An 18,794-nucleotide genomic window follows, 5' to 3' on the forward strand; every position below is an offset into this window, starting at 1 on the left:
TCCGCGTCATTATCGTATTAGTGTTACATCTCCTGCCTGAATAACAGTATTACCATCATCAAAAGAGACATTTATTTGCCACATATAAACATCTAGTGGTGCGAGTTTACCATTATAGTATCCATCCCATCCTGTGTTGATATCTCTAGAGTGGAAAACCATGTTCCCCCAACGGTTAAAGACCTTCAGGTCATAACTCGAAACTTTTGCTTCTCCTGATGGTACAATTGGTAAGAAAGTTCGATTATAAACATCAGATTCTCCAGGAGTAACTGTTCCTCCTGTTGGACCATTAGTACTTGGAGTAAAAACATTCGGCACTTTTACTCGACCATTGGATACTGCTGTAACTGCCGCTTTTTGTTCAAAAGATGCTTCACATCCATCTTCAGAGACAACCCTTAACGTTACGTCATGAACGCCTTGCGCTACATATTCATGGGAAGGATCGACTTCTGTCGACTTGGTTCCATCACCAAAATCCCAATAGTTTTCATAGTTATTCACAGATAAGTTAGAGAATATCGCTTTCTGACCAGGGATCTCTACTCTAGAAGGAAGAACTGTAAAATATGCCTTTGGTACAGGTAATACATGTATTGTCTTCTCCATTACATCCGCTGTTCCTTCTTCATTGCGAACTGTCAGCCTAACATTATAGTATTTCTCTTCTGTAAAGGTGCGTGTAGGCTCTCGATCATGTGAAGCTCCTACACCATCAAACTCCCAATAATATGTGCTCGCATTCTTAGAGCTATTCTTAAAAGTCACTGTTAAAGGACTACACCCCTCAACTACAGAAGGAGTAAAATTAGCAACAGGAACTCCTGGTCTAATTGTTACTGTCTCTTCATAACTATTTGAACACTCCTCTCCTGTAGCTTCTAACTTAATCTTAAATGTTCCTACTCGACCATAAGTATATGGATCTGGGTCTTTCTTATCAATAGTTACCCCATCATGCTCTCCAAAGGACCATTTATACTTCCAAGGACCTTCATTCGTGATATTAGAGACACTCACGGTTGCTTCTGGCCAAATCATAAAGACTGGTGTGATACCAAAATCAACTTTTGGTGTTGGATTTACTTTATAAGTCTTAGTCATGTCATCCGTACAACCTTGATTTGAAGCTACAGTCTGTTTAATCGTATAGATTTTATCTGTTGCTTCTTCATTCAAGAACAAATGCTCTGGGTTATCTGCAATGGAAGTTGACCCATCACCAAAGTCCCAAGTTACATTGTAGTTATGATCCGCTGTCGATATAAAATTAACTTTGGCTGGACTACAGTGTCCATCCCCACTTAATTCAAATCCAGCTTTAGCAGGTGCAAATATTACAATCTGTTCTTTTGCTGGTTTCTTTTCTTTACAATACCTATTCGAAGCAAAAAGAGAAACAGTCCGAGCATCCTTAAATTTTCCTTTTTTACTATCATGAACAAACGTTCTAGTAAACTCCAGATCTGGAATATTCTCAGTTGTCTTGCCATCATCAAATGACCATAAATAATCGATACAATTTATAGATGTATTCTTAAAGCTCACCTCCAGAGGAGAACACCCTTCCATCTTATCTACAACGAATTTTCCTTCCATATGTGGTTGAATTTCCAACTTCTTTGTCATTTGACTATCACAGAATCTTGTACTTACAGTCAATGTAATATCAAAACTCTTTGGGGCATCGGTATCATTTTCAAATGTTTTCAATGGAGCACCATCATATTGTATATCAGATCCATCGCCAAAATTCCATTGATATGTATCTCCACCAATTGATTTCGCCCTTGCATCGAATTGCACATCAACAGGAGAACATATCATACCTACATCCATATCAAAATCAGCCGAAACTTCAGGGTGTACAATCATATTTATTGGATCTGGCTCTTGTTTACATCCATAAGCATTCTCACCTACAAGCCTTACGGAAAAAGATCTATCAAAATTATCCTTATTGTTATAGATATGATCAAACTCTTTCTTGTATGTAGCAGCGGTTTCTGTGATAGTCATGCCGTCATCAATATACCAAGTAAATGTATCTACACCACTCGAGGCATTCGTAAAATGAGCAGTAAAAGGAGCACAACCAACACGTGGTGTCATGTCAAAAGAGACATTCGGTTGTGGGTTTACCGTAATCTTCTTTGGAACAGCTGTTGCTGTACATCCAAACGAAGACCTCGCAGTTAGAGTTACTGTATACTCTATAGGGACATTCGTTGTATTGACATAGTGATACGATGGGGACGGTATCGTTGTTGTAGCTTTAGGGTCTGTTGGCACTCCAAAATCCCAACTCCAACTATCTGCTCCAACACTCTTATCTGTAACAGTTGCAGTCACAGGAGAACATCCCCCTGCACTCAAATCAAAATCAGCAGTAACAGATGGTCTCACCTCTACCATTTGATTTATTGTTTTTGAACAACCTCCACCTGGACTAACAGTTAAAGTGATATCATACTTATCAATTCTCTTGGAATCATTTGTAAAGATACGTTCAACTGTTTCACCTGGTTTCATCGCCGAAACATCCATCGGAGGAGTTCCATCTCTGAAATCGATAAACATAGTATTGGCACCAGAAGTAAGGTTTGTTATCGTCACCTTCACTGGAGAACAAGTACCATCAGTTACAACCTTCATTTTTGGTTCCACATCGCGAATAACAGTAATGTCCTTCTCTATAAAATCAGTACATCCAAAAAAGTTTTCAACATCCAAACGAACTGTTTGTGTAATATCCTTAGTCGTTTTATTCGAATATGTATGATAAGAATCTTTTGCTTTTGTTCCATCACCATAATCCCACTTATACTCTGTAAATCCAACAGTCGTATTGTTTAGAATCATTATTTCATCCGAACAATAAGTCGTTTTATCTCCAGCAAATGAGAAGTCTGCATTAATAACAGGATACACACGAATCACATCACGAAGTGTTTTATCACAAAGCCCAGCAGCATTTGCTGCAACTTTCATACTTACATTGTATAATGTCTCGGAAACTTCCGTATTAGTAAATGTATGTGTAACCGAAGCACCACCTGCTAGAGTCGCTGTAGTACCATCTCCAAAATCAATGGTTGCATCTTCCCCTCCTGTTGTGGTATTTGTAATCTCAACCTCTAATGGAGAACATCCTTCTTTAATATTAAATGTCCATCCAGGAACCATTTCATGAATAATATTCACATTCTTAGTTACTGTAGAAGAACATCCAAAATCATTGTCTGCTGTCAATGTAATTGTATGAGTTGCATCTGCAGGACCATGGTTCGTATATGGATGATATCCCTTATCATCTGGAGCAGTTCCATCACCATAATCCCAAGAGAATGTCTTGCCTCCAATGGTTTTATTTGCGAATACGACCTGCTCTCCTGAACAGAATGTATCTTTTCCGGCAGCAAAATCAAAGTCAGCTTTCGCCTTAGGATTAACATTAATCACCTGTGTAGATATATCCTCACACTTAGCTCCTTTTACCTTTAATGTCACATTCATCGGTACCTGACCAAAACTAGCTGAAATAAAGGTATGAGTAAATGTGGGTTCAAATCTATTCTGTACCAACTCCTCAACTCCATTAACAATCCATGTATAACTGTCTGCTCCTGGCGTAGACAGGTTATCAAACACCACTGTCTCTCCAGAACAAATAGTCGTTTTACCAGCAGTGAAAGTTGCCTTCATTTCAGGGTGAATTTCAATATTAGCTGTCTCTGATGCTTTACACCCTCCAGGGAATATTGCATCGACCTTCACCACATAATTCTGTGCAGTTGGCTCCATATGACTAAACTCATGATCCACCATGGAAACATAATGGGTCACTTGTTCTGGGGTTTTATCTCCAAAATTCCATGTATAGTCAATGGCTCCAGGACTAGCTACAAATGCGACCTCCTCAGGAGAACATGCTCCACCAGCTGGAATATTACTTGATAAACTAAATGTAGGTTTAGGTGCTACCGCAATAATCTGCTCTTGATCATTTGTACACACATAATCCTTGGTTCCAGCTAAATTAGGTGTCGTCTTTGTTCCTGTTAACTTAATCTTAAAGTTGAACTTAGTGAAATCAGTATTTGTAAATGAATGCACAGGATTTTCATCATTGGCATCCTCAACACCATCTTCATTAAAATCCCACGAGTAGCTATCAGAAAACTGTGATTTATTTGTAAGTGTTGCTTCAACAGGACTACAGTTTCCATCCTGTGTATAACTAAAGTCAATCAGTGGCATTGGATGAACATTCACTGCTATCGGAGCAGCTGTACTTTCACAATAACCATTTGATACCACAAGAACAATATTACGATCTTTAGCTCTATTACCCATATGGCGAATTACAAAATCCGTTGCTGGGTTCTCGTCATATGATAAAACTCGCACATCAGTTGGATCTGCAGGATCCACCTCTTTCCATTGATAACGATATTTTTTTAGCTCATCCCCTGTAGATGTATTCGTTACTCCAACATCAAGAGGAGAACAACCTTCAAGATCCGTATTGATAGTAAAATCAGCATTAGGCTGCGACAAGAAAGTATAAGTTACTTCTACCACTTGAGGAGTACACACTCCATTTTCAACTGTAACTTTAAATGTATAATTTCCATACTCATTTACATCAACAGAAGTTATCCTATTATCAGCTGGAGTAAAGTTTGCTGTCGCAGTACCACTTGGCCCACTCTTCAACTCCCATAATACACTTTGATAATCACCTGTAATAACCGCTTCTAGATCTGCATCCTTATCACATTCTGGATGTGCAGGCGGATCCACATTTACCACTGGAGTCTCTCTCATATGAACTGTTATTTCATCTACAGCTTCACATGTATGGGCAACTCCTCCTCCTGCATCTATAGCTTGATGCTCAATGACCCATTCAAAGATATATTTACCCTTATTGGTTACAATAAAGTCAGTCTTAACATCATGTAAATTAGGCATCGCGATAACAGCTCCATCTGAGCCAGCACCTCCATCTTTCAATCTCCATGTTCCAACTTCTTTATCTGTACGCGTTGCCACCATTAATGCATCTGCAGTTAAACTTCCTCTAAGTCCACAAAATTCAGTAGTAGTATTATGGATATTAGGAGTTGGCATCTCTACAATTACCACGTCCACAGCACCTGCACCTTGGCACACAGTTCCTTCTTTATCATCCAACGTTACAGACAAAGGATATACGCCTGTAGCCTTTCCTGTTGGATCAAATGTATATGCTGCATTGACAGCTCCAACAACAACAGCTCCTTTTTCTGTCCAGATAAAGTTTTTATAATCAATCTCACTACCACCAGCATATATAGGTGTAATATCAAAAGCAGGACTTCCTTCACAAACATAGACCGTAGGGTTAGCAAAAGTAACCGTAATTGGTGCCTTCACCTCAACAGTTATAATCTTTGTACTTGGACATGTTGTCTTATCCACATTGTATACAGTCCAACTTATTTCGTAAGTGCCTGGTTGATCAAATTCAGCAGTTGCTAAAGGATCCACCTTTCCAGATGGTGCTCCTGGGGTGTTTACTGTAAATACAACATTGCCTGGACCTGAAGCTTTACTCCACTCCCCTTTTATCGATGCAAACCCAACTCCAGTACCATTTACTTTAGTCCCTGCACCATCATCAACTTTACCGATGTTAGTTCCTTCTAAATCAACTGTTGTTTCACAAGTAAAGTAATGATCTGCGGCCATAGTCTTAACCGAGGCACTAGGCTGAACAATTGCTTCAGCTACGGGAGCTTCTTTTACTTCAATCGTAAAATCTCTTGTGGTTACACAAGTTCCACTTATTGGGTCATTCACTTCTAAAATGACCTCGTAATTATTAGGTGGAATATCTGTGGTTCTCAGTGTTAGATTTCGAAGATTTGTAGCTGCAATACCTGTGGCTGGATTGACTAAATGATTGGTAATATCGAAACCACCTGCAGCTTTCATTCTCCACGTGTAATTATACTTATCATAATCACCTGTAGCTTCCTCTGAACCGCCACTAATCACAGGTCTGATTGGCAAATCATTACCAATACATACTTGAGCATTAGCACCTAAACCGTCGAAGAACTCAGCAATTTCAATCGGCTGCACAAAATATGCTTGCATATCATCAGTCTCAACACAATTGAAACCTTTATAAGATGAAGTAATAGTCCACGTTAAAGTGAAATTACCACTCGTGCCTGGTAAACGAAGCGCTTTAGCTCTTGGATCATTGACATTGGTAAATGCAACAGCACCAGCTGGAGTAACACTCCATTCTCCTGTTCTTGTCAAACCTGGTACACCTACAATCGGATTTGCATCTAACTGGATCTCATTCAAACAAGTTTCTTGATCACCATTAGCATCAGCATTCTGCTGTGGGATCACTGCCACAACAAAAGTTGCAGTTGCACCACCGACTCCTTTGGCATCTAAAGCAGTCAAGGTAATATGATATAAACCTTCGTTATCTAATCTTAACGATGCATTTTTATCCGTAATATTACCATCAACAATTTCAGTAGCCGTAACATCGACACCTGGTGGAGTATCATTGAAATCTCGTTTCTCTGCAGCCCAGTTATAAGATGCAAAAGCACCAGAACCCCCAGCCAGATCAATCAAATCTTGTAATTGGAATAATCCACCAGCTTGTTGACAAACTTCTTGATCACCTTTTGGCCTAGCTGTGGATCCTTTTACAAACTCAACTTCTATATCTTTATGGGTCTCACATAATCGATCACCATCAGGTGTTACATTCAACATGCTCCATCTGAAGACATATGTTCCAGGATTTGTAATCGAAGCTGTTGAATTAGCTGAGTTAGATGTCCATGCCACAATACCTGCCACAATATCTGGTCCAGATACCATATTCCATCTTCCTTCCAATAAATCACCAACTAGATCTGGATCGGTTGCTAAAGCAGATATATTAGCTCCATTTAATTTTATTTTATTGTCTGAAGTTATCACCTGTAAGTTAACACTTGCCCCAGAAGTTCCTTTCTTATATTGAACTGTTGCTCCTGCTGTTCCAGATGCCTTTGCATCAGGTACAGTGATACTCGCAATTGGTTTTTCAAGTACATGAATATCGAACGTCTCCGTCACCACTTGAATACTTCCATGATTATCAGTGGCGGTCAACGTCGCAGTATAAACACCTTCAACCACAGCATTAGTCATATTAATTTGTGGTGCTTTTACATTACTTGCATTTAATATCGTAGCTGTAACATCCGTTTTACCAGCATCGACGACATTCCAACGATAAGTAATTCCATCTGCACTTCCACCTTTAATACTGACCACTCCATTTAATGGTGCATTATTATCACCTCGACAGAAATAGAAATCATCAATCGGATCGATTTCAATAGGCTCAATAAAGTTAAGTAATACAGGTAAATCAACTTGACATATTCCATTATTCAATCTCCAATTAGCTCTTACTTGTCCAAAAACAGTAGAGGTATAATCATACAATGGCTTAACGGTTTCATTAACCCATTTGGTTCCATCAAAACGTTGCCAAGTACCATTTACTAATCCCGCAGGAGCCATTCCATCATCACTACCCTCTAATTGAATATGCTTCCCAATAATAAAATACTCAGGAGCAGCTACATTAAACACTTGTGCTTTTTGAACATCTGCAATCGTTCCATAAACTTCAGGAGTCGTCCCCATCACCCTTATCTGTGGCAACATAGCTTTGGTGACATGAATCGTACGTATTGCATTATCACTACTTACAGAATTGAATGGATCATTTATAGTAAGCGTTACTTTATATGTCCCCTCTGTAGCATGCAATGCATCAAATCGAAGATTCTTGTCGGCTGCATTATCATCCAATAATAAATGAGAGAAATCTGTTGGATCTCCATCTTTTGTTACAGTATAAGTATAATTAGTAATTGGAGCAGAACCACCGGTCACAGTAAATTCATTTCCAATCTCTAATTCACCATTAGATGGACAAAATGTTGACTCTCCGACTGTGTTCACCTCAATTGGTGCAACGAAAGTTACTTCAACTGTAATTTGTGATGCTCTTAAAGTAGCTGGAGTCAATCCACTATTAATCGTATAAGTAAACTCATACGTTCCATAGTCTGTAACTTTAACTGTTGGATTATGAATATCCCATCTATCAACATATCCTGTTGGTTTATTCACTGTCCACTCTCCAGAAATATGGTCCAAAGGAGCCGCATCAGGTTGTATTCCTCCAACGAGTTCATTAAAACCATTTATCTGCACCTGTTTTCCAACAACAATATATTTCGGATTAATAAGAGTATGTCCTGTATATTCTTGGACAGGGTCTCCTACTGTCGTTGTTGCAGTTAGAATATTTGCTCCTGCTACAGGAACTTCCAATACATGTACATGAACGACTTTTGAAACATCAGTACAAATACCTGCCTTATCTGAGATAGTTATGGTAAGATCAAAATCCCCTTTTACAGTTGTATCAAACGTCGGCTTCTCAATATTAGTTGCTCCTAACTTGCCACTCGCATCTGTCCATAAGATATCATATTCTGCCGTCAATGCGCCACCTGTAAGAACCGTTCCATCTCTTTCAACATTCGGGTTCATTGTCGGTGCATCACCAACATTAAAATAGATATCATCTGCAGCAAATGCTACCGTTACTGGTGCATGATAGGTGATATCCACTTCATCAAACTCAGTACAAGTAACCCCGGATTTGGTACTCGTCACTGTCCATCGATAAGTATAGGTTCCGTATACATTAACCGTAACTCCAGCAACATTACTATTTACTGGTTTAATATCCGAAATACCAGGTCCATTTATCTGTGTCCAAGTTCCTTCTCCTGCCGAATTGGGAGCAATAACTTTATCCGCAGCAAAACCAGCTGACTTACCACAAACATTTTGATTTGGTCCTGCAACGGCAGGAAGACGATCAACAACCTCCATTGGAATAGCAGGAGAGTCTCCCTCACAAATACCACCTCGATTATCTATAACATGCAATGTAAATCGGAAGGTACCAATTCCAATAGCACTATATGTAGGCGATTCTTTTCTCGATTCAGCTGACGCATTAAATACTGCATCAGGAGTACCGTCAGGTTTAGTAACTTCCCATTGATAAGTATAAGCACCTGAACCTCCAGTAATATTTACTGTTGGCTGTAAATCAGTTGGTCCCACAACTGTAGTTTCTTCAACAACTGAAGGTGCAGTTGTATTTACTACCGTAATTGGATCAAATACATTTACCGTCACAAGAACGGAATGTTCACATGGGGCATAACCTGGATCTGCCACTCCTGCAATTCTATTGGTTAGAACGAACTGAAATACATATGTACCTGCTTTTAAACCATTAACATCAACATTTGCTCCATTTGGAATGACAGGAGCTGTAGTACCTAGAGGGAAAGTATGTAACCTCCACTGTGCTTGCATTCCAACGATAGCCCCTCCATTATGTTGACCATTTAAAGTAACACCACTTCCACATACATTGTATTCAATACCAGGATTAACCTCTACAAGATGGTTGGCATCCAGTTGAACAGCATTGGTAGTAGGAAGAGGGTCTTCTGCAACTGTAATCGTAAACTCATTAGATGCAGTACAGCCCGCAACATCAACAGCGGTATACCTTACAATATAATCACCAGGAACAGATGGTGTAAATGTAAACGACTCATTCTTTCCAGCAACTCCCGTTGGAGTTCCTGCAGTCAAATCTCCTGGAGATGGATCTGTTACTTCATCCCATTGATGGGTACGCCCTGCTTTATTACCACCAGTTGTTTTTGGAGTAAAGGTAAATGGAAGTCCAGTACATCCATAATAATGTTGATCTTCAACATTAAGCTCCGAAACATCCACAGTATAAGTTCGTACAAAATTACACTCTTGAGGAGTTCCAGGATTATTTCTAACGGTAAAGGTTATTGTAAATACACCCTTAACATTCAATGTTGGACTTAAAGATGAATCAAAAGTGTAAACACCAGTTGACTTCTCAGTCAAAAGACCATCAACTTGTGCTTTGGTTAAAGTTCTACCTGTGTCATCGGTAGCGGCTCCACCAGTACCACTTCCTCGTCCTACGATATCTACATCAATGCGAGATACTCCTGGTGCCTTAATTAATGAACCAATAACAACTGGATGAAGATCTTGAGAATCTCCAGGACATTTATCCCAATCTACCTTTTCAGTAGATTCTTGTGGAGATGGTGGTATAACCACATCATGAATCTCTTCTACTTGTTTCACATAGTCTCCAACAAACCCAGTAGCTCCCCCTCCTTTAATAGTAGCTGTCAATACCAATTTAACTCTGACATTAATATCAGCACCAGTATTATTCGGATATATTAGTTTTGAAGTTAATCCTGTCCCTTGAGGAGCCCAACCTGCACTAGTTGGTGTTTCAAAATACCACTCTCGTAACACTGTTTTATCTGCAGTAGGATCAGTTTTAAAATCTGAATGTATATATGAGTCATCAGTAAAATCATATACTCCATTGCAGCGATCTGTTTCTGTAATACTAAAATCAGTACCTACACGATAGATTGTAACATTTTTGTTTATAGGTAAAGAAGTACAGCCATCCTTCTCTACTGCTAATTCAACGGGATATTGATGCCTCTTTCTCGTTAAACCTGTATAACCAGGAACATTGAAAGTATATTTATCAGCAGCAGCAAAATCGGCACTTGTTAATGTCTTTTTGGTTCCATTTCCAAAATCAACTTGTAAGTTGGCTCCTGTTGCCAAATAAGACGAGCCTGTGAAATCAAAAATAATATCCGTTTTTGATGCATCAGCTCTATCAACAAAGAAGAAGCCATTATGACCATCAATCGTAAATGCCCCATTAGGATCTACAACCTCTATTGTTTCTGTCTTTCTCTTCACCTCACATCCATGTGCACTTATCACTTCAAGACGAACATCATACTCCCCTTCTGTAGTAAAATCATAAACTAGATCCCTTGCCGTAACAACACCTGGAGCCAAGACAACATTTGTTGCAGTCGTTCGATTGAAAATACTCCATTGATATGTTAACCCAACACCAGTTGTATTGTTAGTAAATGTAACATCTCCGGTATCCATACAGTTTGCATCCGCAGGAGAATCAAAGTTAACTACTGTTTTTGGATATACTCGTATTGTTTTTGTTACAGTACTCTCACAAGTTGCTGCTGCAGAAATTACCTTTATCTTCAAACGATAATCTTCGAATGCATTCGCATTTGGGCCTACATTATAACTATGTGTCATTTGCCAACCTGCAGCATCCAACCATGCATAGTCTCTTATAACCTTAACTGTACCATCTCCCCAGGTAATTTCATATGTCGTTCCGTTGCTTTGCGGAGAAACACCTCCTAAGTTGAGCGTATATTCTACTTGATCGTCATTTGGATCTGCTCCGCCTGTATCAGAACAAAACTCTTCCGTAACTGCAGCACCAGCATCCACACGCTCTACGTTAAATCTATGCGTATCGGTTTTGAGAGCACATGGTCCTGAAACTTCTAGTATTGCTTCATATTCAACGTTTCCAACTAATGTAGATATATTAGGAACAGCTTTTGTTTGTTCTCCTGGAGGTAACAACTCAGGTCCTCGACCTCCTACTGTCACCTCTTTTATCGACCATTGATACTTCTTGTCAAACCCTTTAGAGTTATTCACAAAAGCAATGGCATCTCCCTGACAATTAACTGTAGGAACGGTGAATGCAGCCACCGTATGTGGATTTATCGTAAAGTTCAGAACCTTATTCTCTGTACACAGACCTAATGCAGATATCGCATCAACCACAATACCTTTCACTTGTGGTGTATTTCCATCTCCTGTATAGTTATAAGGATGAGTAATAACCCAGCTATTAGATCCATCACGATCATTAATCAAATCTCCTGCACCATTAACGGTATATGTATCTGTTACTCCTGGACTCCATGAAACAGAATATTTAGAGCCAGTTCTTTTAGGTGTAGACACTCCTAAATCCAAGTTTGCAGTAGCCACTCCAGCCACTTCACATTGCTGGGGATTTGTAAGTGTTCCATCTGGGACTTCAGGCTTATCTATAGTGATAGTTACTGGATCAGAGGTCCTCTCACAACCTCCACCATCTAGTACTGCTGTCCCTGTGACACTATATTCCCCGTTTATATCAAAAGTATGGCGAAGAGTCGAAACTTTTGTAGTAGCAGTTCTTACTTTAAGTCCATTAGGATCTGTAATTTCCCAATAATAGCTTAGTGTTCCATGTTTCGAAGTCAAATCAAAATCTAAGTCAACAGTAGCTCTCGCACATGCTTCCGTTGTTCCTGCAATAATCCTTGGTTTAGGATATACAACGATCTCCTGAGGAGCACTAGACTCTGGACAAATCCCATTGGTAGCTGTAAGTACAATATTGCGTAACTTAACTGCATCGGATGGATTCTCATATAGATGCTTTTTAGTTAAAGTTGTCCCTGGAACTCCTCCAACTCCTGTATAGATATCTTCTACTTTACCATCTCCCCAATCCACAGTTACTCTCGTACCTGCAACTAATGGAAGTGCATTATTTAGCTCATATTGCAAGGTAACTTCTCCATTTTGACAAATTTGCTTGGGGTTTGCCACAAAATCGGTAATTGGTTTACGATAAACGGTTATTGTTCCATGATCCACATTAACACAACCTGTAGTACCCCCTTGTACAGAAACATCGACTTCCACTTCCATAAAACCATCATCAAACTCACTGGCTGGAACTCCTGTCAAATCTAAAGTAGCATTCTGCTTATCTGAATTATGAATTGCTACACCTGCGGTTGTAGTTGTCCAAATTATTTTATCATATCTAGGGTGTCGAGGATTATTATCCGTAAATGTAATATCAACTCTCTTATCATCCGGCAAACATAAAGTTTCCTCAGTTACCACAGGAATAGGAGCAGCTACAATACGAATAAAAGCTTCTATCGGTGACGAAAACCCACATGCATTCTGGTTTATTAAACGCAGTCTAAACAGCTTTCCAAGATCACCAATACCAGTGGTTGGTATTTTTATAAACTTATAATCTGCCCCAGTTGATGGTCCAGTCGTAGGGTGTGCATACTCTTTCAAAGGACCATGAAAAGCCCCATTAGAAACTACAGTATATGCTATACCTGTTGGTATTGCATCCACAAAACCACTAGCAGCAAGATTACTTACCTGTATACCTGTCAAAAATCCAGCATCAGCTTCTCCATCATCTAAACCATATTCCCAATATGTTAGACGTTTCTCATTATTTATTGGAGGGACAGTTCCTTTAAAGTCCTCTTTAGGATACTCATCTACTTGACAATTCCAGGTTGACTGATCCTCAAAAGGATTTTCAATAACCTGTTCGTTACCCATACATACATCGTAGTATAGAACACCGCCTTCTAATTTTACATCTGCTGCATATTTCGCAGTTCCTCCAATCATTAAAGGATTTACTTTATCATCCTTAAACCATACATTCGTACCAGGTGCATCAATTGTTTCAACTAAAGTTCCATCAACATATATTTTCATTTTTGGTTTATAATAGCACTTTATTTTTGCCGATGTTTCGTCAAATCTTGCCGCTACAAACACTGTTGGTTTCAACTCATAACCTATATACTTTAGACCTGTTATTGGTACGACAACAGGTGTTGCAACTAGGTCTGATCCTGCTTCATCAAGAGGATTGTATCGCAATGTTTGGGTTGTTCCATTATCAAAATCAATTTCAAATCTAATATTCTGTTTAACAGTTCCCTTAACATTCGCATAAGCTCTATATAAAACATCATAAGGAGCACACGGTGTTTCTACTATTGATGTAACTTTAGTTCCATCAAAATAAGTTCCACATGTACCACAAGCTGATGAGGAATAGTTCGGACTAAAACCTTTTCCTGTTAATACATCACTTTGTGCTATACTATAGTCTGATATCAACATTGTTATCGCTATAAGCAAATAATTTGCCCACGGCCAACTTCGACCTCGTATGCCTTTTGTTTTAAAAAACTCTCGCCATAAAATACTCATAGCTCTCATTTGTTTATATGATTGTTTATTTATTTTATTTCGTAAGAAGAAATGGCACCAAGAGATAGGAATATCTCTTTGGCAACTTGAAGACGTCTCTGAAGTATCGCCACGACATTTCACCTCATGATTCCATGGAGTCATAAAATGTAGCTTACCCTCTTTTTTGTATCGTGTCATCAATCGTTTTTTTACTTTAAATACTTACCACCAAACGAATGCTCAAAATTGAGAAGGCACAAAAAGACACAGTAATCGATTATTTAAAAAATAGAATCCTCTACACATAAACCCATCAACCCCGCATCCAACCGTTTCTAAAAAGTGTTTCCTACTGTATTAAACATACTGAGAAATAACTCATTTGCACCCTTACCACAAATAGCTAATTCTTAATTTATTAATAATATATTATATACAGTCATAATATTCTCAAAATTAACAATAATAGTCCATTTTCTTTTAACAATAAAAGAGAAAGATATTCAAATAGTAAATTATTTTTACCGTAAAATGTTATGTGCAAATAGACATTTAAAGCCTAATAGATATAACATAACCGTTCAATAAAGAATAACCCCCACCTTAATAATTACTATTATTCATAAATTTAATCAATTATATCAATATTTTAATCATACAATATGCTTAATCATCATAACATCTATTTATAAGATTAATTGCATAACATAAGTGTTTTAACATTTCATCTACACTGTAGATAAAGGATCATAGTATTGACATGTTTAGGAAGAAATGACAACATATAGATTAATTGCTTTGTTTCGAATTGTCGTTATTGCAACATGTACTGAAAGTGATACACTTTCTAGCCCAGTGCGAAGCGCTAGATATAGGTAAAAAAACACGAAAGGTATTCAAGTACGTTGACCATCGATTTAACAACGTTGTAGAGCTTCACAATGTCACGATTTAATAGCTTGTCTTCACCAAAATTGAGACACAAAAAAAGGCAGCTAAAAGTAGCTACCTTATACAAATATGATGTATTAAATCTTGTCCAAATTATCAACGCTTCACATAGTCAACAAAAGTATATGCAGGATTCTTATCACTCTTTTCTCTATGCGATGTTTCTACAATCTGCCATTGAGACATGTCTAACTCAGGAAAAAATGTATCCGCCTCTTTTTCCTCTTCAATATGAGTCAAAAACAGATGTGTTGCAAGAGGCATAAATTCAGTATATATTACCCCACCACCAATCACAAAGAAACGTGAAACATCATTCAATAAAGCTTTTACTTCATCAATGGAATGAACTACTTCGGCATCTTTAATTGCCAAATCCATCTGACCAGAGATGACAATATTACGCCTATTGGGCAGAGCTCCATGGGGCAAAGATTCATAAGTCTTCCTACCCATTACCACGGGATAACCTGTGGTCAGCGATTTAAAACGACGCAGATCTTCTGAAATAAAAAATAACATATCATTCGCATTTCCTATTCCCATCTTTTGATCCACTGCTGCAATCATTGCAATATCACCCATACCTTTTCATTTTTATGGATTAAACAGCCACAATCCCTTTAATATGAGGATGAGCCTGATAGTCTACTAACTCAAAATCTTCATACTTAAAATCAAATATCGAATCCACTTCTGGATTTATATTCATCTTAGGCAGATCATAAGGAGTCCTTTCAAGTTGGGTTCTAACCTGCTCTTTATGATTATTATAAATATGTGCATCACCTAGTGTATGAATAAACTCTCCACACTCCAATCCTGTCACTTGGGCCATCATCATGGTAAGCAAAGCATATGAAGCAATATTAAATGGCACACCTAAGAAGATATCCGCACTTCTTTGATATAGTTGACATGAAAGTTTCCCATCATTAACGTAAAACTGAAACATAATATGACATGGAGGTAAAGCCATACTATCCACCTCTGACACATTCCAAGCATTAACCAATAAGCGACGTGAGTCTGGATTCTTTTTAATTTGCTCTACCACCTCTGTGATCTGATCAACCACTTTACCATTAGCACCATTCCATGAACGCCATTGAGCACCATACACAGGACCTAAATCACCATTTTCATCAGCCCATTCATTCCAAATTCTCACTCCATTATCCTGAAGATATTTAATATTAGTATCTCCAGTTAAAAACCACAATAGCTCATGAACAATCGACTTTAGATGTAATTTCTTTGTGGTTAATAAAGGAAAACCTTTTTGTAAATCAAATCTCATTTGATAGCCAAAAACACTCTGTGTTCCAGTACCTGTACGATCCTCTTTTTGATTTCCATCTTTCGAAACATGTTGTAGTAAATCCAGATATTGCTTCATATAAACACGCGCTATTTTACTTATTGTTTAATAATATTTTAAAAAAATCACACCAATAGATATAGAGAACAAAACTACAAAAAAAACCACTGATTCTAATATCTAAGAACCAGTGGCATAAATTATCACTTGAAATATCTAATATAGATATTACCCCATAATCATTCCTATTACTGTAGCGGACAAACAAGAAGCTAAAGTACCTGCAAGTAGTGCTCTCATTCCATATTCAGAGAGCCATTCGCGCTTAGATGGAGCCAAAGCTCCGATGCCACCTATTTGGATACCTATTGATCCTACATTTGCAAAACCACAAAGTAGATAAGTCGACATAATAATAGACTTCTCTTGTGCGAAAGCTCCAGCAGCTTTCAATTCAGCCAAACTAGCATATCCAATGAACTCATTAATGATCACCTTCTCTCCAAGAAGACGTCCAACAAGAGTAATATCTTCTTCACACACACCCAGCAACCACATCAAAGGAGACAATAAATAACCTAAGATAAATTGAAGAGAGAAAGTCTCATATTGACCATCAGTGAAGTTATCTACCCAGCCATTTAATCCAGTCAAACGACCAATACCTCCTGCAAAAATATAGTTTATGAATGCTATTAGAGCCAAGAAAACCAACAACATGGCTGCGACATTCACTGCAAGTTTAACACCCTCAACCGTACCATTAGATATAGCATCTAACGCATTAGAGCCAATCTGTTCCTTTGGAATAGTTACATTCGTATCAGGCTCCTCTGTTTGAGGCACGATAATCTTAGAGATCACCACTGCACCTGGTGCAGCCATCACAGAAGCGGACAATAAATGCTTTGCAAACATCAAACGTTGGACAGGATCTGATCCTCCCAAGAAATCGATATAAGCTGCCAGCACACCTCCTGCTAGCGTAGCCATACCACCAACCATCACTAAGAATATCTCTGAACGATTCATCTTTGGAAGATATGCCTTAATCATCAATGGGGACTCGGTTTGGCCCAAGAAAATATTTCCTGCGACAGATAAGCTCTCCATACCACTAATTTTCAACCCCTTGGAAAGGCACCATGCCAACACATAGACAATTTTCTGAATTACCCCCAAATAGAACATCAAACTTGTTAAAGCTGAGAAGAAAATGATTGTAGGAAGCACCTGAAAGGTGAAAATAAATCCATACGTTTCGGTATTTAAAAGATCCCCCAAAAGAAATCCACTTCCTGCACGTGTAAAATCTAGAATTTTCACGAATACTTTACCAAAAAACGCAAAAAAACCTTGAATTGCTGGTACGTACAACACCCCCACAGCAAAAAATATTTGAATGGCAATACCAATACCGACAAGTTTCCAATCCACTCGTTTCCTATTCGTACTAAACAGCCAAGCAATTAAAATAATTGTCACCATTCCAAGTCCTCCTCTAAGTAAGGACTCTAACGAAAAACCTTGAACTTGTTGCATCTTTAGATCGTTTTATTAGATAAAAAATCCTTTGGATAGCACCCGTTGTGTATCCAAAGGAAAATTTAAAGAGTTAGTTCAGCTAAAATACTCTTTTTATTTAATTCTAAATATTGTTAAAAATCAGTCTATTTATCTTTTCTTTTTTTTACTTCATCACTTATTAAGGAAGCTAATTCATAATCTTCCTCCTCTATCGCCTTCTGCAAATACATCTCAAGGTCTTCAAGATTTGCTGATGCTATACGATCTTTTCTATCATCAACACTCTCCTCTGCGACTTCTGAAGAGTCCACTACACTTTCGGAAGGGGATATAACCTCCTCTTGCTCTTTAATTTCAAAAGAGATGCTGGCACGATCCATAATATCAGAATCAATATATATTGGAGCAGTAAAACGTAATGCCAATGCAATAGCATCCGAAGTTCTCGACTCCACCTCTTCTATCTTATTATCTCTCTTATAAATAAGCTTTGAGAAATAGATGCCGTCATCTAATTTGTAAATTTGAACCTCTTCTAAATTAACCCCAAAACTCATCAAACTTTGGTGAAACAGATCGTGTGTTAAAGGACGGGGGGGACTCATTTGCTCCAAATGAATAACAATAGCCTGTGCTTCTATCGCCCCAATAATGATTGGCAATCGACGACTTCCATCCACCTCTGTCATCAACAAAGCATAAGCTCCAGTTTGCGTCTGACTCGTGGTTAAACCCAGTATCCTCAGTTTAATTTTTTGCATAGTATCTAGATATTCGATAGATAAAGATATATTCGTGTTGAAGTTACAACTTAATCCCACAGGAAACAAAATAGATATTTCGATCTTTTCCTAATTTGGCTTCACACATATCGAACCAAATGCTT

The 18,794-nt window shown here is 38.2% G+C and carries 5 protein-coding genes; all 5 read right to left on the reverse strand.

What is annotated here, in order from left to right:
- Positions 1 to 9: 9 nt before the first annotated feature.
- The 5 genes from K5X82_10290 to K5X82_10310 all read right to left on the reverse strand — a co-directional run bounded on the left by K5X82_10290 (position 10) and on the right by K5X82_10310 (position 18,669).
- Positions 10 to 14,307 carry a gliding motility-associated C-terminal domain-containing protein gene (locus K5X82_10290; protein ID QZT35706.1) on the reverse strand — a complete coding sequence of 4,766 codons (14,298 nt, stop codon included), beginning with the start codon at positions 14,305 to 14,307 and terminating at the stop codon, positions 10 to 12.
- An 849-nt stretch (positions 14,308 to 15,156) separates the two neighbouring features.
- Positions 15,157 to 15,645: a dihydrofolate reductase gene (locus K5X82_10295; GenBank protein QZT35707.1), complete on the reverse strand. Its 489-nt coding sequence runs from the start codon at positions 15,643 to 15,645 to the stop codon at positions 15,157 to 15,159.
- A 19-nt stretch (positions 15,646 to 15,664) separates the two neighbouring features.
- Positions 15,665 to 16,459: a thymidylate synthase gene (locus K5X82_10300; GenBank protein ID QZT35708.1), complete on the reverse strand. Its 795-nt coding sequence runs from the start codon at positions 16,457 to 16,459 to the stop codon at positions 15,665 to 15,667.
- Between the two features lie 150 nt (positions 16,460 to 16,609).
- Entirely contained in the window at positions 16,610 to 17,923 is a 1,314-nt protein-coding gene (locus tag K5X82_10305) for a Na+ dependent nucleoside transporter (protein ID QZT35709.1), read from the reverse strand.
- Positions 17,924 to 18,051: 128 nt separating this feature from the next.
- Positions 18,052 to 18,669 (reverse strand): DUF151 domain-containing protein, encoded by a 618-nt coding sequence (locus K5X82_10310; protein ID QZT35710.1) that lies wholly within the window; start codon positions 18,667 to 18,669, stop codon positions 18,052 to 18,054.
- Between the last annotated feature and the right edge of the window lie 125 nt (positions 18,670 to 18,794).

The sequence above is a fragment of the Prolixibacteraceae bacterium genome, assembly GCA_019856515.1.
GTDB classification, from domain to species: Bacteria; Bacteroidota; Bacteroidia; order Bacteroidales; family Prolixibacteraceae; genus Halosquirtibacter; species Halosquirtibacter xylanolyticus.